Origin of the sequence: Capnocytophaga sp. oral taxon 324 str. F0483 (assembly GCF_000318315.2) — a bacterium.
GTDB classification, from domain to species: Bacteria; Bacteroidota; Bacteroidia; order Flavobacteriales; family Flavobacteriaceae; genus Capnocytophaga; species Capnocytophaga ochracea.
The window spans coordinates 19,217-37,383 of sequence record NZ_KB291485.1 but is presented as its reverse complement, the minus strand read 5'-3'; the positions used below and the strand labels follow the sequence as shown (position 1 = coordinate 37,383).

Below are 18,167 nucleotides of genomic sequence, written 5' to 3'. Positions count from 1 at the left end.
CACTCTTAACAAAAACATACTATGGACTTTTTAACAGGAAAACCACTATCGGATACTATTTACGATACCCTTTTTAAGGCGGAAAAGGAGCTTATTATCATTTCGCCTTATATTCAGCTGGGGAATTATCTCAAAGACAATGTTTTTAAACAGCTTTTAAACAACACCAAACTGCATATACTCATTGGGTTTGGTAAAAGTACCTCTAATGGAGAAGAAAATTGTAAACGTGAAGATATTGAGTACTTTTTGGGCTTCCCGAATATCACAATGGTGTATATTCCACAGTTACACGGACAATATTATGCCAACGAAAAGCAATCGGTGATTACCTCTATGAACCTTTTGGATTACTCGCTGGTAAACAAGGTAGAGTTTGGCGTACTCGCCGAAAAAGCCCTCACCGACCTTGTGAACAAAAACAACTTCTTCGAGACTTCCAAAAACACCATTATGAGTGTACTCGACAGCGGTTATACTATCTTTGCCAAACGTCCTAACTACAACAAGAAGTTTTTAGGTCTGGCGAAAGACTATGTAGGCTCTACTGTGCATTTGGATTTGGTAAACGATGTATTGTCTAACAGAGAAGTGAAGCCTATCCGCTATTCCTCTTTTGTACCCGAAAACTACGCAAATGCCGAGAACAGACCACTCGCAGAACGCGAGCCTACCCCTGAAAGAGCTGTAGAAACCGAAACACCTCAGGAAAATGCCGTACAAGAAGAGAAAAAAGGACACTGTATCCGTTGTAATACCGCTATTCCTTTTGACCCTTCGAAGCCTTTGTGCGACAGCTGTTATGAAGCGTGGGTGAAGTTCGGCAACCGTTTCTACGAAGAGAAGTACTGCCATTGCTGTGGAGAGGAGAAGAAAGTAACGGTAGCAACACCTTTATGTTATAATTGTTTTTCAAAACAATTGTAAGCAAAGGAGACAGATATTTATTTTTTGGATATGAATAATTTTTAATACTTTTGCACATCTAAAAACGAAAGTAAACTTTATGGAAGAAATTAGATATGACGAGGATAGTATCCGCTCTTTGGACTGGCAAGAACACATTCGCACACGCCCTGGTATGTATATCGGGAAGCTGGGCGATGGCTCTTCATCCGACGACGGTATTTATATTCTTCTCAAAGAGGTAATAGACAACTGTATAGATGAGTTCGTGATGGGAGCTGGTAAGACCATCGACGTAAAAATCACCGATAACCAAGTAGAAGTACGCGACTATGGGCGCGGTATTCCCTTAGGAAAAGTAGTAGATGTAGTATCGAAAATGAATACGGGGGGTAAGTACGACTCCCGAGCTTTTAAGAAATCTATCGGACTCAATGGGGTGGGTACAAAAGCTGTGAATGCTCTTTCTACCTACTTCAAAGTGGAATCGGTGCGCGATGGTCAATGCAAATCGGCTATTTTTGAGAGAGGTCTGCTAAAAGAAGAAAGCGCCATTGAGGAAAGCCAGAAAAGGCGCGGTACCAGCGTAACTTTTATTCCAGACGACACTATCTTTAAGAACTTCAAGTTTCGTAATGAGTATGTGGTGCGTATGCTCAAAAACTACGTATACCTCAACCCAGGGCTTACTATCAACTACAATGGTGAAAAGTACTATTCTGAAAACGGGCTCAAAGACCTCCTCACCGAAAACAACAATGAAGAGGATTTTCTTTACCCTATCATTCACCTTAGAGGTGAAGATATTGAGATTGCCATATCTCACAGCAAAACTCAGTACAGCGAGGAGTATTACTCCTTTGTAAACGGTCAGAACACTACACAAGGGGGTACACACCTCAACGCTTTCAAAGAGGCTTATGTAAAGACCATTCGCGACTTCTATAAAAAGAACTACGATGCCTCCGATGTGCGTAAGTCTATCATCGCGGGTCTCTCAATCAAAGTGATGGAACCTGTGTTTGAGAGCCAAACGAAAACCAAGCTCGGTTCTACCGAAATGGGAGAAGGAATGCCTTCTGTGCGCACCTATATCAATGATTTCATCAGTCGCCACTTAGATGATTTCTTACATAAAAACCCTGAGATATCCGATGCGCTACAACGGAAGATTATGCAGGCACAACGCGAACGTGAAGACTTGGCAGGTATTCGCAAATTGGCAAAAGAAAGAGCTAAAAAAGCAAGCTTACACAACCGTAAACTACGCGACTGTCGCGTGCACCTCACCGATACCAAAGACGAGCGTACCCTACAAAGTACCTTGTTCATTACTGAGGGAGATTCAGCTTCGGGCTCTATTACCAAATCGCGTGATGTAACCACACAAGCCGTTTTTTCACTACGTGGTAAACCTTTGAATACCTACGGAATGAGTAAGAAAATAGTGTATGAAAATGAAGAGTTCAACCTATTACAAGCCGCCTTAAATATTGAAGACTCTATGGACGACCTTCGCTACAATAACATCGTGGTAGCCACCGATGCCGATGTAGACGGTATGCACATTCGTCTTTTGCTTATCACTTTCTTTTTGCAGTTCTTCCCCGAAATCATCAAAGAAGGGCATTTATATATACTGCAAACACCTCTATTCCGTGTGCGCAACAAAACACAAAAAATATATTGTTACAGCGAAGAAGAAAAGGAAGCAGCCATAGACAAGTTAAAGGGCAAACCTGAAATTACTCGTTTCAAAGGATTGGGAGAAATCTCTCCCGATGAATTTAAAGATTTTATAGGAGAAGATATACGCTTAGACCCTGTAATGATGGACAAAACTATCCATACCGAACAGCTCTTGGAGTTCTATATGGGCAAAAACACTCCTGACCGTCAAGAGTTTATCATCAATAATCTAAAAGTAGAAATTGACAACTTCGAGCAATGAAGATAACAGCTCAAATAAAAGAACCTATCCGTGAAGAAATGGAACTTTTTGAACAGAAGTTCCGTAGCTCGATGTCGTCTAAGGTTGCCTTACTGAATCGTATTACCTACTATATTGTAAATCGCAAAGGCAAGCAAATGAGACCGATGTTTGTGTTCTTAGTAGCCAAGATGGTATCGGGAGGTAAGGTGAGCGAACGCACCTATCGGGGAGCATCGGTAATAGAGCTCATACACACTGCTACCCTTGTACACGATGATGTAGTGGACGACAGCAACAAGCGCCGAGGGTTCTTCTCAATCAATGCCTTATGGAAAAACAAGATAGCTGTATTGGTAGGTGACTACCTACTTTCTAAAGGCTTACTACTCTCTATAGACAATGGTGATTTCGACCTATTGCGCATTATCTCGGTAGCCGTACGTGAAATGAGTGAAGGCGAACTCTTGCAGATAGAAAAAGCTCGTCGGTTAGACATTGTAGAAGAGGTGTACTACGAGATTATCCGTCAGAAAACCGCGACGCTTATAGCCGCTTGTTGTGCGATGGGAGCTTGTTCGGTACAGCCAGAACAAACCGAACTGATAGAGAAAATGCGACTCTTTGGTGAATACATAGGAATGGCTTTCCAAATAAAAGACGACCTTTTTGATTATACCGAAGACGCAATTGGCAAACCTACGGGTATAGATATTAAAGAACAAAAAATGACCCTACCACTTATTTATGTACTCAATACTTGTTCTGAAGAAGAAAAACAATGGCTTATCAATTCGGTAAAAAAATACAACAAAGACAAAAAACGCGTAAAGGAAGTAATTGAATTTGTAAAGAATCATAAAGGGCTGGAATACGCTACGACTAAAATGAAAGAGTTCCAACAAAAAGCCCTAAATATATTGGATGAATTCCCAGTCTCACCTTATAAAGAAGCCTTAACCCTAATGGTAAATTACGTGATTGATAGGAAAATTTAAGTTAGGTAAGAGGTAACATTCAGTATATAGATAATATGTATAGTTTATCTATTAAAAAAAGCGTTTTCTTATGACAATTTTTGCTCTTGTGGGTCGTAATATTGGCTATTCTTTTTCTCGAAAATATTTCACTGAGAAATTTAAACGAGAAGGTATTAATGATTGTGAATATATCAATTTTGATATACAAAATCTTAATGAATTACCCGCTCTCTTAAAAAGCACTCCCAATTTACGAGGAATGAATGTTACCATTCCGTATAAGCGAGAAATAATGAAGCTACTTACTACCGTTGATGCTACTGCACAAGCCATTGGAGCTGTAAATACTATAAAAGTTACTCCTGATGGACTCGTCGGCTATAATACCGACTACTATGGCTTTAGTAAATCATTATCTCCCTTATTGCAACCACAGCATACTCACGCTCTTATCTTAGGTACGGGAGGTGCATCTAGTGCTGTTACTTATGCGCTCAAGCAACTAAATATTGATTATCGTTTTGTTTCTCGCACACCACAGATAAATCAGTTTGGTTATACAGAACTTACCAAAGAGATTATAGAAAATTATCACCTTATTATTAACTGTACTCCCTTAGGTACATTTCCTAATATTAATGACTGTCCTCCTATTCCTTATCAGTATCTCACTCCTGAGCACTTACTTTATGACCTTATTTATAATCCTTCACAAACTACATTTCTACACAGAGGAGAAAAGCAGGGAGCTATTATTTGTAATGGGCAACTAATGTTAGAACTTCAAGCTGAAAAAGCGTGGAAAATATGGAATGAAGAATAAAAAGCAGAGAGGTTTTTATTTTTCTCCCATCATTATGCAATAAGGACGACGTATTTTCTTGCCACTCTTAGAAACAAGTGTTTCTTCAAAAGTATACTCTTTGATATTCTTAAACCCTATGCGTGAGAGTATTTTTCGCACTTCGGGAACAGTATAAAACTTAAATCCCACTTGTGCAAAAGGAGCTTTCTCACCTACTGACTTATCAATAAAAGTAATCACTACCTTTCCCATAGGCTTGAGCAACTGATAAATATTGCGATAATAGCGAATAAGGCTTTTAAGAAAGTAAAGTGTATTGATTGAAAAGCAAACATCAAAAAGTATATTAAACTCAAGTTTCTCATCGGGTTGTACTTGCAGAAAAGAAACAGATTGTTGCGCTACCAATTCGGGATTGCTTACAGTAGCCTCAGTTATCATTTCCACAGAAGTTTCTACTCCTGTATAGTGAATGGTTGGCTCTTTTTCAAATAAATAAGGTAAATGGCTGGCATTGCCGAAGCCAATTTCTAAAACATTGCTATTGGGCAAAAGTGATAAACAATCAATAGTATTGAAAATCATAGTGCGATTGGAAAAGAAAGTATATTCACCTACTTCTTTTGCATATATTCCGCTAGGGCAACGCAATAACTGTCCTAAAAGTTGCATATCGGTTACTGGAGGATTCATTATTTCTATTTAGTATTTCAAATAGTTAGACGGCAAAGTTACATTTTTTTCGCATAATAGTTTGCACAGTTATACAAAAGGAAGTACTTTTACCGCTTCAAAAATAACCACCTTTTGGTTATTAATGTATCATTTTAATTATATTATCTATAAGATTATGAAGATATTAGTATGTATCAGTAGCGTTCCCGACACTACTTCGAAAATAAATTTTACTGATGAAAATAAGAAGTTCGACCCTACAGGAGTGCAGTTTATCATCAATCCTAACGATGAATTCTGCCTCACTAAGGCAATCTTGCTTAAAGAAAAGTTAGGCGCTACTATCACCCTTGTGAATGTAGGCACCCAAGAAACAGAACCCGTATTGCGCAAGGCTTCCGCCATTGGTGCTGACGATATTATCCGTATTGATGCCACTCCTACTGATGCTTTTTTTGTAGCTACTCAGTTGGCTAAGGTAGCTAAAGAGGGAAATTACGACCTTATCATTACAGGAAAGGAGTCTATTGATTATAACGGCGGAATGGTGGGAGGATTTTTGGCAGGATTACTAAATCTACCCTTTATCAACAAATGCATTGGTTTAGATATCAATGGGACAGAGGTAACGGCTGAACGAGAAATAGACGGCGGTAAGGAAAAACTCTCCGCAACTCTTCCGTTAGTAATTGCGGGACAAAAAGGACTTACCCAAGAGAAAGACCTTCGTATACCAAATATGCGCAACCTAATGGCAGCTCGCACTAAAGTAATTACTGTGTTGCCTGCTGAAAATACAGATACGAGAGTAACAACCATAGGTTTTGAGAAACTTCCTGCCAAAAAACCTGTAAAAATGGTATCGGCTGATGATTTAGATACTCTTATTGATTTATTACACAACGAAGCTAAAGTAATTTAATAAAAATGTCCATACTCATATATATAGATTCCGAAAACGGAAAAGTAAAGAAAAGTAGTTATGAAGTGGCTACTTATGCCAAAACTCTTGCTCAGAAACAAAATACCAAAATAGTAGCAGTAACTATCAATATTGATAATCCTGAAATGTTAGGCACTTATGGTATTGATAAAGTATTGAACGTAGCCGATGAAAAGCTACAACACTTTTCGGCGAAGGCTGTAGCACAAATATTACAACAGGCAGTGAAGAAAGAAGGGAGTACAACGGTGCTTTTCAGCGCCTCGTCGCAAGCCAAGAATATTGCCCCTTTATTAGCCACTTCTTTACAAGCAGGTTATGTACCTAACGTCATTTCACTTCCTGAAAACGATTTTACTATTAAGAGTAATGCCTTTTCTAACAAATCCGTAAGTTTAAACAAAATCACAACACCTATAAAAATAGTAGGATTAGCTCCTAATGCCTTCGGAGTAAAAGAAAATCCTACTCCGGCAATTGTAGAACCCTTCTCCCCTATCCTTTCAGATAGTGATTTCGATATAAAGATAATCGCTACCGAGAAGGCTACAGGCAAAGTACCGCTAGACGATGCCTCTATTGTGGTATCAGGAGGACGCGGATTAAGAGCCGCCGAGAATTGGTACATAATCGAAGATCTTGCCGAAGTACTCGGCGCTGCCACCGCTTGTTCTAAGCCTGTGGCCGATATGGGTTGGCGCCCACACGCTGAGCACGTAGGACAAACAGGGAAACCCGTTGCGCCTAACTTGTATATTGCCATTGGCATTTCAGGGGCTATACAACACTTGGCGGGGGTTAATGCCTCAAAAGTAAAGCTGGTTATCAACACCGATGCCGAGGCTCCTTTCTTTAAAGCTGCCGATTACGGCGTGGTAGGCGATGCTTTTGAAGTTGTTCCCAAGCTTATAGAAAAACTAAAAGCTAAACTTTAATATTTGTAATAGCTTTTCACGGCTGAGAAATGCCCAAGAAACTGTGAAGATTTACAACAAATACAAAGAATGCTATGCAGATGGCAAGAGAGACTTTTCAATAAACTAAACTGATGAGTTAATGAGTTAATTTGTTACTATAGTAATTGACTTTTTAGCTCATCACCTAATCAAAAAATTGAACAATGCCTTTATTTAAAAAAGACCCTTTCGGACATACACTTTTCGTAAAACGATGGCTCATCCGCGTTTTTGGTATCCTTACTCACAGCAGGTATGATGGTTTTAACCAACTGAAGATTGAGGGTTCGGACGTTATTCGCGAATTGCCACCACAGAATGTGATGTTCATTTCAAATCACCAGACTTATTTCGCCGACGTAACAGCTATGTTTCACGTGTTCAACGCAAGTCTTAAAGGTCGTAAAGATACCTTGGATAATATGGGCTATCTGTGGAACCCAAAACTCAACATTTATTACGTGGCGGCTTCCGAGACTATGAAATCAGGGATTCTGCCCAAAATATTAGGTTACGCAGGAGCTATACCGGTGAACAGAACTTGGCGCGAAAAAGGGAAAGAAATACATCGCGAAGTCCGCCAAGCCGACGTGGAAAACATAGGTATCGCCCTTGCCGATGGTTGGGTGATTACCTTCCCGCAGGGCACTACCTCGCCGTGGAAACCTATCCGCAAGGGTACTGCACACCTCATCAAGCAATACAAACCTGTGGTGGTGCCCATCGTAATCGATGGATTCCGTCGCTCGTTTGATAAAAAGGGAATAAATATCAAAAAGAAAGGAGTGCAACAATCGATGATTATCAAATCGCCTTTGCAAATAGATTACGAAAATGATACGGTTGAAGAAATTGTAGCTAAAATAGAAATGGCTATCGAACAACACGAATCATTCCTTAAAGTTAAGAAATTAGACGGTGAAGAAGCTCCTAAAACAGTAACAACACCACAACCCTAATTACTGATGATGATAGGGCTCATTACGGAGAATCGTAAAGGCTCGATAGAGTTGTTCCACAAAAAATAGGCGTATCATTTGGTGTGAAAAGGTGAGTTTGGAAAGTGACAACTTGCTATTAGCACGGTCGTATACTTCTTTTGAAAAACCATAAGGTCCCCCAATCACAAAGGTGAGCTGCTTGATGCCGGCATTCATTTTCTTTTGCAATTCATCGGCGAAAGCTACTGAGGTAAACTCTTTGCCACGTTCGTCTAAGAGTATCAGATGATGAGACGAGGCTACATTGCCGAGGATAAGCTCCCCTTCTTTTGCTTTTTGTTGCTCTTCCGATAGTGATTTGCTATTCTTAATATCGGGCAAAAGTTGCAATCCAAAATTGATGTAATACGAAAGTCGTTTTTCATACATATCAATGAGCTGTTGCAAAGCAGGATTATCGGTCTTGCCCACCGCGAGAAGTTTGATGTTCATTATTTTTCAGGATAAAAGCTAAAAGGTAAAAAATAAAAATAAGGTTATAAATCACAAACAAATACTTCGATGTTTTTCCTTAAAAGTGTTTGCCTTATAAGTTTCTCAATTCTGTCCCAAGAGCCTCCTGCCAATCCGCAACCTATGCGAGGCATTTGCACTTTGGCATTTATTTCATAAGCAAAATCGGCTATTTGTTGCAAACCTTTTTCCACTGCCTCATAACGAATAGGCGGGTCACCGTTTTCATCTTTATATATGTTGTGTTGCCCAATGAGATTTGCAACCCATATCTTCTCTTCTACCGACACAAATTGTACCTCTCCCAAGGCAAAATCTTCACCTTCTTTATACCATTGTTTGTATTGTTTTTCGGGGTATTTCCAGCGTTTGGAAAGTGCTAACACAAATCCCTTCCCCCAAGCGCCTATATCATTACAAATATGGGCGATAACAATGTTTCCTTCGGCTTGTGGCACCGTAGCATCTGCTTTTAAATAGTGTATCATCGCTTAAATCTTTTGTTATTCTTTATCTATAAGTTTTGCCTTTGAAATAATTTTATCAAAACTATCTGCCACTTTATCAGTAGAGTCATCATCAAGCCAATATTCCCATACCGAAAAGTCAGTAAGGTCAAAATACAATCGGGCGTCATCGTGCGAGCTGCCAAAAGTAAAAGTATGTTCAGCATTAGGAGCCGAAAAATACTTAAGCAATTCCCATTGATAATAATCTCTGTTTATATAAGAAAACAAATTAGCAAAGCTCCAAAGCTCTATTTCTCTACCTTCATATTCATATAAACAAAAAAACTCAAATTGCGTAAGAACTTCCTTATAAGAATCAGGAAGATTAAGGTGTTGAATTCTTTTTAATTCAGAAGCTTTACTCATATATTATGGCTTTAACTATAATGGTACAAAGGTAATATTTTTTCTTATATTACAAAAATATCACTTCAAGCCGTCACACGCTGTGAAAACGAAAAGCAAAACTATTTTAACTCATCACATACGGTGAAAACGAAAAGCAAAACTATTTTAATTCATCACATATGTTGAAAACAAAAAGCAAAATGGCTTTACATCGTCGGCATTGGTGAAGAACAAAAGCAAAACTACTTTAAGCCGTCACAATCGATAGCGAAAAAAACAAAATAATTTTGAAATTTTTACATTACAAAATGAAACAGAATGATATTTTTTATTACCTTTGCCAAAAATAGTCGTGTAAAATCAATTCAATATTTATATTAGTAAGATATGAAAACACCCAAATTAGTAGTGTTGCACACCGCAAACCTACACAACGCAGAATTTAGTCAGTTTATTGCCCGCTTTTTTGAAGATTTTGCGGGCTCAGGTATTTCATTGGAGGCAGACGCTACGTTTAAAGAGCTGTACGAAAGTCTCAACACCAAAATACCGGTCTATAACAAGGCGCTTGAACAAGTGCGCGCCAAAGAAGAGTCTAAAAAAATATCAGAACTCGACAAGGTGCGTGATGCCGATGTGCAAGCCCTGAAAGACAGTATCAAGCCTTATCGCAACGCCAAAACAGAGGCTAAACAAAAAGCCTATCACGCTATTAAATTGGTTTTGGACGGTTATAAAGATGTGATAAAGGATACTTACGAAGAGGAAACCAACCGCGTGAAAACGCTTATCAGCACCCTCAAATCGGCACAATATCAGGCGCAGGTAGAGACTCTGAAGATAGGCGAGTTTCTGGGTGAGCTGGAAACTTCCAACACGGCATTCAATGAGCTTTTCTCTCATCGTTCGCTCAAAGACCTTCAAAAAGAAGTGTATAGTGTAAAAGGATTGCGAAAAGAGCTCACCGATATTTACCAAAAACTTTCGGCTTACATCAATGCCAATGCACAAGTAAAATCCGATGAGTTTTTCGTAAAAACCCTCGAGGTGCTCAACAACAGCCGTAAATACTACGCCGATGTATTGGCACGCCGTAAGGCAGGAGGAAAGCCTTCTGCTGAAACGGTTAAAGGAACGGGGGCATAAAAAGTCGCCTACAATCCCCTCCGATATCCATATTGTTAGGCTTATAGATTGTTCTCCTTCAGGGGAACAGAAGCAATTTACTAAAATCAATTTTCATTTTCAAATAAAATAAAAACATATGAAAAAACTCATCTTTTCGGCACTTATTGCCACAGTTCTATTTGTTTCCTCTTGTAGGAAAGATAACGAAGAGGAAGACAGTCGTTCCCTTTTAGGTACGTGGTATTTTGTCTCACTCACCGTTAAGGATACCGACCATTACCTCGCCAATAAATGCGCACAAGACAGCGAAGTAGCATTCTCTGAAACCGACTACACACATCTGGCTGTGAGTCTGCTATCCAATGGCAATTGTGATAGGAATATCACTAACCACACCTATACTACCGAAGGCAACGTAATTAATTATGTCAATAAGGAGAATAATCAAAAGGGCAGTATGGAGTTTCATATCAAAAACAACGTACTTTCTCTCTCCTACCCAAGTGCTAACGCTAATGGGAAGAAAGATACCTATGTATATAGGCGAAAAGATACTCACGACCCCGCCGTAGGCAAATGGTTTTTAAAGAGAGTAGAGACACACGGAAAAACTATTGACGCCTCTCGCGACGATTGTTATAAAAAAGGATATTTGCGAATAGACCGTTTTAGAATCTCCACTCATTTTGCATTTCCTAATGCACAAACAGGCGGTTGTCGCGAAATTGATGACACTCGCCAGTGGATAAATATCGGTGGAAAATATTATCAGGCAGATGACAACAAAAAAGCCACTACAAACATCGCTTTTGAGCTGATAGACGGAGGGAATACCATAAAAGTAACAAATAATAACGAACGTTATTATTATAAAAAGTAATGGATTAGGGAAAAACTTACTTTCCTTTATTCCTACCAAAGAAGCAGGGAGCAATATTAATTTTACTTATCAATAATTTATTCGTAACTTTGTAAAAACAATTTGATATGTCAGTAATAACCCTATTAGAAAGGGCGCAACGTATCAACAATGCGATGCCCGCACGTATGGCTCAGCGTCCGCAAGTGAGCGAAACCGTAATCCCCGAAAAGGAATTTATCACTGTAAAGCAAGCGAAGGAAAAATTTAAAATTCCTATCTATCTGAATGATGACGACAAACTATTGCTCCTCAAAGGCGATGTGCTGGTGAAAGGCAACATCACCCGCCAATGGACGGAAGACCTTATGGAAGGTTTACACTGGGAAGGCGATGCTTATGGTATCTTCATCGATGGTAATCTTACCGTTGCAGGTGATATTTTAGACGATAATTACTTGCATCTAAGGGTATCGGGCAACGTGATTTGCGATTATCTCTTTACCTATAACGGTGCTATCTTCATAATGAAAGACCTTTATACTACCTTTGGTCTGTATGGCGAGTATAATGATGGTATGCTTGATGTATTAGGCAATACCAATGCGCCGTATTTCGTAGAAGTTGGGCACTATATGCCCGACAAAAGTAAGGTTACTGAGTTTATATTCGTAGAAGCCGAAAACGAAACAGAACAAGAGGATTGCTATCTTCACGACCCTGAAACAGGCTATTTGGAAGAAAGCTGGAAACTCCTCAGACCAGAAGTTTGGGAAGAAAATGAGCTTTTCTCTTATTTTTCTGTCAATCGTTTCTTTCAGTTGGTAAAAAACGGAGAAAATCCACTTATCAGCGTAGATACTTATAAAAAATAATTTGTTATGAACCTCTCTAACCTTCCCTATCGAACTACTTCTTATGACGAGATTGCCGATGAGCTACCTGAGTCGTCTCTCTACAAAGAGCATTACGACACTCGTTGGCAAAATCGCGTTATCGTGATTGACGGCGACTGGATTTTGGACGAACCTTTGGATTTAGACGCTGTCGATGAGCTTTCTCCTTACTACAACCCCGATGACTACGATTCTCTGCCCCTTTTTATTCTCGTAAAAGGCAATATGCAGGCTACCAATATCTACAATGGCGAAACCTGTGGTTCTTGCGGATTAGTGGTTTTGGGGAATCTTACTGCTGAAAATATAGTGGTCGGTGGGCAAGAGATTTTCGTAGGCGGTGATTTACGCGTTTCGGGATTCTATTGGGGCGATTACAATCACGGAAGCCTTACCGTGATGGGGCATATCAGCATTTACGTGTTCTTGGAAACTGATTACAATCACGATAACAAGCGTTTTGAAGAAAGACGCAATGCCGATATTACCGAATACCCCACCGATGATGATTACGAAGGGCTTTTGTTAGGGGAAAAGCTCACTTTGCATTTAAAACCCGAATTTTCTTTTGCGTTAGACGATATTTTAAAGATAGATTATATCCCTTGGAGCTGGAAATGCTGGATAAACGATGATAAGTTATTTCCTGCTTTAGCCAAAGGTGAAACTATATTCGTAAACCAAGAAGAAACACAAAAACGTCGCGATGAAATTAGTAAAAAACAAGTGCATATGTTCCCTAATACCGATATTTCGATAGAGAATTTACTTCGTTTTACCTATCCGCCCCTCTTCTCGCTTGTATGTAAACCTGACAAAAACAATCATCCGTGTTTTGAAATGTGGGACGACAATGATGTATTTTACCGCGTCCTTTACGACCCTGATTACGATGCTCATTCTGTTTTTATTCAAAACGATGAAGAATATGGTGTGCTTGCCCAAGTATATAAAGGCGAGTTGCACACCTCAGTCAATACGTTTACAGGTGAGGATTTGATAAGTATAACCCGAAGATCACATCCTGCATATTTTGCCTTCTTAGAAAAAGAGTTTGCTTACTTTTGCAGGCGTTATGAAGAGCTCATCAACAGTCGCATCTACTATCTTTCAAAAGTGAACGAAGCAAACTTCAAGTCGCTTTTAGCCAATGGAAGACTTCAAGATTTCTACGCACAAAAAGGAAAGAATACTGATGGTTATGTAACGCTTCAAAAAGATGATTTCATACTAAAAGTAAGTAACGAAGAGACAACTTCTGCGAGAATTAGCCTCGGTGAGCACAGCAAATACAATGAGGACGGTTCTGTTGCTTATCTGTACTTTCATTATGAGTGGAATGCAGAAAGAAATTGCGTGCTACTCATCAACGAAGACGAAAACGGCGAGGAATATGAATTGAATTTTGGCAATACCCCTCGATATTATCGCGCAATGATTTATTTCAGGAAGTTGCAACTATTATTCCCACCTGTGGAGGAGCAAAGCACTAATGTAATATAATTTTCCGAAGGAAAATTTTGACAATATCAACAAAGATTAAGGATACAAATAGCATTTAAAATTGAACTATTATGAAAGCATTTATTTTTTGGCTAATACTTGGGATATTCTCAGTGCACGCACAGCAATATCAATTGGATAGTATAAACCATATAGGTTATAGGGTAGATTCGCTCAGTAGTGCCTATCAAGTTACAGATTGGCAACATTATAACGCTAAAAAACATTTATTAGTAGTAGGCGATAACCACATTTTCCCCCATCGTTACGCTACCAAAACTGTTATTAAGAATGACAAAGAAGGCAATGAGATTTATAATGTTTTTTACCGCCAAGATTCTTTGAGCAAAAGGTGGATAGCAATCCAGAAAGATGAGACTAAGAAAAGAAAAAATAAACTCATCAGTATTACTTACCTCAATGAAAATGGCAAAAAGCTATCCCCCAGTAGCAAACGCATTAACAATATAAGAGGTCGCACCACCGAAACTGTGTATTACAAATATCTCAATAAGCGTTGGCTTAGAGATACTCGCAATACTTATACAGAGAATGAGAAAGGCCGTACAGTGCTTTCTGTTGATGAAGTTTGGGATAGTGACATCCAGCAGTGGCAAGGCGACAAGAAAATTGTACGAAAGTTTGAAAATGATACGCTCCTTAAAGAAGAGATTACTTATACTTTTGGGAATAATGAGTGGTATGAAGACGAAAAAACAGAATATATTGACCCTAATGAGAATGAAAGAACCTCTATACAGTATGTTTATAAAGAGGATGGGTGGCTACCTACGCAAAAAATCACTTATACAGAAGATAAGACAAACAGAATTTTCACTAATATAGTACAAGTTTGGGAGAAAGAGCAAAACAAATGGCAGAATCAGAGTAGATTAACTGATATATTGGGCGAAAACAACCAGAGTACCTCTATTACTTCAGAGAATTGGAATAAAAAGACCCAAACATACGAGATATACTACACTAATAAGTACCGCTATAACAAAAACAATGAGCTTATTGAGTATTTATTCATCAAACCAAACGAAGAAGAAGGGAGAAGCATTTTTGAGTATGACAGCGAAGGCAATCTGCTGAAAGAAACGAGATATAAACGCACTTTATCAACGCAAGAATGGCAACCTACTGACCTTATTGAAAATACACTATCCTCTATTTTATTTGAGGATATTTTAGATAAAGGATTTTTAAGCAATTCGGCGGGAAGAATAGGCAAAAAAGCCCTCAGTAAACAAAAAATCTACCGATATATAGATGGCAAATATTTACTTTACAGTCACAAAAAGTTCTATTATTCAAAAAGGTAATTTGTATATTAAAAAATACCCTACACTTTACATTCCGTAAAGTATAGGGTATTAACATAACCAATTACAGGGTATCAGCATACCCTTTACCATTTAACCATATTAGAAAAAGAATCTTTCTTTTTCTCCTTTTTCGTTCAAGATTTCTAACGAGTTGCGATTGCGTGAAGAAAGAGTAGACATTATATTTTTCAATTCATCTACATCTTTAATGGTCTTTCCATTCACTGAAAGCAACACTTTCCCCACTATATTGATATTATTGTACTCATAGAACTGACCCGCAGCGGTAACCTTCACTCCGTTTTTAGTTTTAAATCGCTTGTGGTCAGCATCTGAAAGGTTTTTCACTTCCAAACCTAAGGATTGTATCACATAAGTAGTGTTTTTCTTAAGTGTGATATTGGCAGTGCGTTCTTTACCTTCGCGTACATAAGTTACTTTTAGCATATCGCCAGGACGTTTAGAAGCGATGTGACCACTAAGGTCAGAGTATTTATGTATCTTCACATTATCGATTTGTTTGATAATGTCACCTTTTTTAAGACCGGCAGCTCCTGCTCCTGACTCATCGTCTACTGAATCTATATAGAATCCTTCTGTTTCTTTTACGTTAAGTTTCTTAGCTACTTCGGAGTCTAACCCTTGTCCGCGTACGCCCATCACCCCACGTTGCACGTTCCCGTACTCTATAAGGTCTTCCACCACTTTCTTAGCAATATTGCTAGGCACTGCAAACGAGTAGCCCATATATACACCCGTAGTAGATGAGATAGCTGTATTGATACCAATGAGGTCACCGTTGAGGTTTACCAAAGCTCCTCCACTGTTCCCCATATTCACCACGGCATCGGTTTGTATGAATGATTCTATTTTATCGCTACCGCGCTCGCTGATGTTACGCGCTTTTGCACTAATGATTCCCGCAGTAACGGTAGAATTCAAGTTAAAAGGATTCCCTACTGCGAGTACCCATTCACCTACTTGTGTGTTATCGGAGTCCGCAAAGGTGAGGAAAGGTAGTTTTTCGTCGGCTTCTATTTTCAGTAGGGCAATATCCGAAGAAGCATCTGTGCCTATAAGTTTAGCAGTATAAGTTTTATTGTTGTTGAGGGTAACCTCCAAAGTAGTAGCATTGGCAATCACGTGATTATTGGTTACTATATAGCCATCGGGGGTAATGATAACCCCAGAACCTGTACCTACTTGGGTTTGTTCGCCTCCCCCATTACCGTAAAAAAGGTCGAAGATAGAGGTTACACCTCCTTGTGATTTTACAGTGTTCTTTACGTGCACTACGCTATTCACTGTTTTGTTAGCCGCTTCCACAAAGTTGGTTTCACCTGCTACCGTTCTTTCAGGAGTAGTGTGATTAGTTTGCACCAAAGCAGGACGTGAGAGCAAATCAAGTGCCTCTTGTTTAGCGTCGTGTTTATCTATAAAAAGTTTATACCCTCCTAAGGTCATAGCCCCGCCGAGAAAGGCAGCAGCTATCATTGTTGCATAATTCTTCATCATATTTTTTGTTTTACTAATTTGTTTTATATCGTAAAACGATTAGGCAACAACTGTGCCATTTTAATGACCGACAGTAAAAGCTTCTTTAATTTTCTCTACTTCAGCACCTATATCGCCTGCTCCTACAGCAAGTAATAATTTTGGTTGTTTTTTAAGCAATAAAGGTATCAATTCTGCTTTACTCACCAATATTTTCTGTTTAGCCGTCACTTTGTCTAACAATACTTGTGAAGTAATACCTTCAATAGGCAGCTCTCGAGCTGGGTATATGTCCAATAGAACTACATCGTCAAACTGTGATAGGCTTTTTGCAAAATCGTCTAAAAAGTCACGTGTACGGGTGAACAAATGGGGTTGGAAAACAATAGTTTTAGGAGTGTGGGGGTACATCTCCTCTACTGCTTGGAACAACGCATTAATTTCCGAAGGGTGATGTGCATAATCGTCTATAAAAGCAAAGTTGTCTTCCTTGATAATATACGAGAAACGCCTTTTCACACCTTTGAATGTAGCCAAATGAGGGAGTAACTTTTCAGGGGCAAATCCTGCTTTTACCGCCATCGATACGGCTGCTAAGGCATTGAGTAGATTATGTCTCCCTGGCTTCAATAAAGTATAGTCTTTATAGACGCCTCCTTTATAATGAAAATCAAAATGGTAAATACCGTTCTTTACCGTTATATTTTGGAAAGTATAATCGGCATTATCTTCTAATCCGTAGGTCTCACCTTCTATATCTAAACCATTGCGTACTATAAGACTTCCACCTGGTTTTATCTTACCTGCAAACTCTCTAAAACCTTCTATCAAGTGTTCTTTATCGCCATAAATGTCGAGATGGTCGGCATCCATAGAGGTGATACAAGCTATATTGGGCGAGAGTCGCAAGAAGGAACGGTCGAACTCATCGGCTTCTGCCACAGTGTAGTCACTGCCTTTCAGTACTAAGTTGCTGTTGAAGTTTTCAGCAATCCCTCCTAAAAACGCACTTACTGAGGCTCCTGCTTCCACTAATAAATGGGCGAGAATACTTGAAGTAGTAGTCTTACCATGCGTACCTGCCACTGCAAGGCAGAATGTATTTTTAGTGATAAACCCTAATACTTCCGAGCGTTTTACTACTTCGTAGCCATTTTGCTGAAAATAGTTTAATTCCTTATGGTCTTTGGGTACGGCAGGTGTATATACTACCAGCGTAGTGTGCTTGTCTTTAAAAGAGGCGGGAATAGCATTTACATCATCGGTAAAATGTACTTTTATACCTTCTTTTTCGAGCATTTCAGTAATTTCAGTGGGGGTACGGTCATAACCACACACCTTTTTGCCATTGGCATTAAAATAACGAGCAAGGGCAGACATTCCTATGCCCCCTATGCCTATAAAATAAACGTTCTGTATAGGTTGTAAATCCATTTGTATAAAATGCGAA

18 protein-coding genes are annotated in these 18,167 nt (G+C 39.0%); 12 read left to right on the top strand and 6 right to left on the bottom strand.

From position 1 onward, the window contains the following. Nucleotides 1–21 precede the first annotated feature (21 nt). From HMPREF9072_RS01335 to HMPREF9072_RS01320, 4 genes are all read left to right on the top strand, one after another. Nucleotides 22–927 (top strand): hypothetical protein, encoded by a 906-nt coding sequence (locus tag HMPREF9072_RS01335; protein WP_009410146.1) that lies wholly within the window; start codon nt 22–24, stop codon nt 925–927. Nucleotides 928–1,006: 79 nt separating this feature from the next. Further along, a complete protein-coding gene (locus HMPREF9072_RS01330) occupies nt 1,007–2,857 on the top strand; it encodes a DNA topoisomerase IV subunit B (protein WP_009410145.1) in 1,851 nt (616 codons plus the stop codon). Then, nucleotides 2,854–3,834, top strand: coding sequence for a polyprenyl synthetase family protein (locus HMPREF9072_RS01325; protein ID WP_002672409.1), 981 nt, complete (start codon nt 2,854–2,856; stop codon nt 3,832–3,834). The genes HMPREF9072_RS01330 and HMPREF9072_RS01325 overlap by 4 nt, the downstream gene beginning before the upstream one ends. A gap of 70 nt (nt 3,835–3,904) precedes the next feature. Next, on the top strand, nt 3,905–4,639 hold the full coding sequence (locus tag HMPREF9072_RS01320; protein WP_009410144.1) for a shikimate dehydrogenase: 735 nt from the start codon (nt 3,905–3,907) through the stop codon (nt 4,637–4,639). A gap of 15 nt (nt 4,640–4,654) precedes the next feature. On the opposite strand, the gene HMPREF9072_RS01315 is transcribed toward HMPREF9072_RS01320, so the two are convergent. Beyond that, nucleotides 4,655–5,314, bottom strand: coding sequence for a trans-aconitate 2-methyltransferase (locus tag HMPREF9072_RS01315; RefSeq protein WP_009410143.1), 660 nt, complete (start codon nt 5,312–5,314; stop codon nt 4,655–4,657). A 157-nt stretch (nt 5,315–5,471) separates the two neighbouring features. Here HMPREF9072_RS01315 and HMPREF9072_RS01310 point away from each other — a divergent pair, with 157 nt between their 5' ends. The 3 genes from HMPREF9072_RS01310 (at nt 5,472) to HMPREF9072_RS01300 (ending at nt 8,154) form a co-directional block, all read left to right on the top strand. Beyond that, nucleotides 5,472–6,218 (top strand): electron transfer flavoprotein subunit beta/FixA family protein, encoded by a 747-nt coding sequence (locus HMPREF9072_RS01310; RefSeq protein WP_034565992.1) that lies wholly within the window; start codon nt 5,472–5,474, stop codon nt 6,216–6,218. Nucleotides 6,219–6,223: 5 nt separating this feature from the next. Beyond that, entirely contained in the window at nt 6,224–7,174 is a 951-nt protein-coding gene (locus HMPREF9072_RS01305; RefSeq protein WP_009410141.1) for an electron transfer flavoprotein subunit alpha/FixB family protein, read from the top strand. Nucleotides 7,175–7,359: 185 nt separating this feature from the next. Then, nucleotides 7,360–8,154: a 1-acyl-sn-glycerol-3-phosphate acyltransferase gene (locus HMPREF9072_RS01300; protein ID WP_009410140.1), complete on the top strand. Its 795-nt coding sequence runs from the start codon at nt 7,360–7,362 to the stop codon at nt 8,152–8,154. Here HMPREF9072_RS01300 and rlmH read toward each other — a convergent pair whose 3' ends face one another. From rlmH to HMPREF9072_RS01285, 3 genes are read right to left on the bottom strand one after another with little or no spacing between them, the layout of a single operon-like run. After that, nucleotides 8,155–8,628, bottom strand: coding sequence for a 23S rRNA (pseudouridine(1915)-N(3))-methyltransferase RlmH (gene rlmH, locus HMPREF9072_RS01295; RefSeq protein ID WP_009410139.1), 474 nt, complete (start codon nt 8,626–8,628; stop codon nt 8,155–8,157). It abuts the gene before it with no gap. Nucleotides 8,629–8,672: 44 nt separating this feature from the next. After that, nucleotides 8,673–9,137 (bottom strand): macro domain-containing protein, encoded by a 465-nt coding sequence (locus HMPREF9072_RS01290; protein WP_009410138.1) that lies wholly within the window; start codon nt 9,135–9,137, stop codon nt 8,673–8,675. A 15-nt stretch (nt 9,138–9,152) separates the two neighbouring features. After that, the gene (locus HMPREF9072_RS01285) at nt 9,153–9,524 is read right to left on the bottom strand and encodes an SMI1/KNR4 family protein (RefSeq protein ID WP_009410137.1); all 372 of its coding nucleotides are present in this window, start codon (nt 9,522–9,524) and stop codon (nt 9,153–9,155) included. A 369-nt stretch (nt 9,525–9,893) separates the two neighbouring features. Here HMPREF9072_RS01285 and HMPREF9072_RS01280 point away from each other — a divergent pair, with 369 nt between their 5' ends. The 5 genes from HMPREF9072_RS01280 to HMPREF9072_RS01260 all read left to right on the top strand — a co-directional run bounded on the left by HMPREF9072_RS01280 (nt 9,894) and on the right by HMPREF9072_RS01260 (nt 15,220). Then, nucleotides 9,894–10,652, top strand: coding sequence for a DUF6261 family protein (locus tag HMPREF9072_RS01280; RefSeq protein WP_009410136.1), 759 nt, complete (start codon nt 9,894–9,896; stop codon nt 10,650–10,652). Nucleotides 10,653–10,770: 118 nt separating this feature from the next. Next, nucleotides 10,771–11,514, top strand: a complete 744-nt coding sequence (locus HMPREF9072_RS01275; RefSeq protein ID WP_009410135.1) for a lipocalin family protein — start codon at nt 10,771–10,773, stop codon at nt 11,512–11,514. Nucleotides 11,515–11,621: 107 nt separating this feature from the next. Beyond that, nucleotides 11,622–12,368 carry a hypothetical protein gene (locus tag HMPREF9072_RS01270; protein WP_009410134.1) on the top strand — a complete coding sequence of 249 codons (747 nt, stop codon included), beginning with the start codon at nt 11,622–11,624 and terminating at the stop codon, nt 12,366–12,368. 6 nt (nt 12,369–12,374) lie between these two features. Continuing rightward, nucleotides 12,375–13,892 (top strand): hypothetical protein, encoded by a 1,518-nt coding sequence (locus HMPREF9072_RS01265; protein ID WP_009410133.1) that lies wholly within the window; start codon nt 12,375–12,377, stop codon nt 13,890–13,892. A 71-nt stretch (nt 13,893–13,963) separates the two neighbouring features. After that, nucleotides 13,964–15,220 (top strand): hypothetical protein, encoded by a 1,257-nt coding sequence (locus HMPREF9072_RS01260; RefSeq protein WP_009410132.1) that lies wholly within the window; start codon nt 13,964–13,966, stop codon nt 15,218–15,220. A 102-nt stretch (nt 15,221–15,322) separates the two neighbouring features. Here HMPREF9072_RS01260 and HMPREF9072_RS01255 read toward each other — a convergent pair whose 3' ends face one another. Together HMPREF9072_RS01255 and murC are read right to left on the bottom strand one after the other, a co-directional pair. Next, nucleotides 15,323–16,738, bottom strand: coding sequence for a S1C family serine protease (locus HMPREF9072_RS01255; RefSeq protein WP_009410131.1), 1,416 nt, complete (start codon nt 16,736–16,738; stop codon nt 15,323–15,325). Between the two features lie 60 nt (nt 16,739–16,798). Then, complete coding sequence (murC, locus tag HMPREF9072_RS01250) at nt 16,799–18,151, bottom strand: UDP-N-acetylmuramate--L-alanine ligase (protein ID WP_009410130.1); 1,353 nt, start codon at nt 18,149–18,151, stop codon at nt 16,799–16,801. Nucleotides 18,152–18,167: the final 16 nt, after the last annotated feature.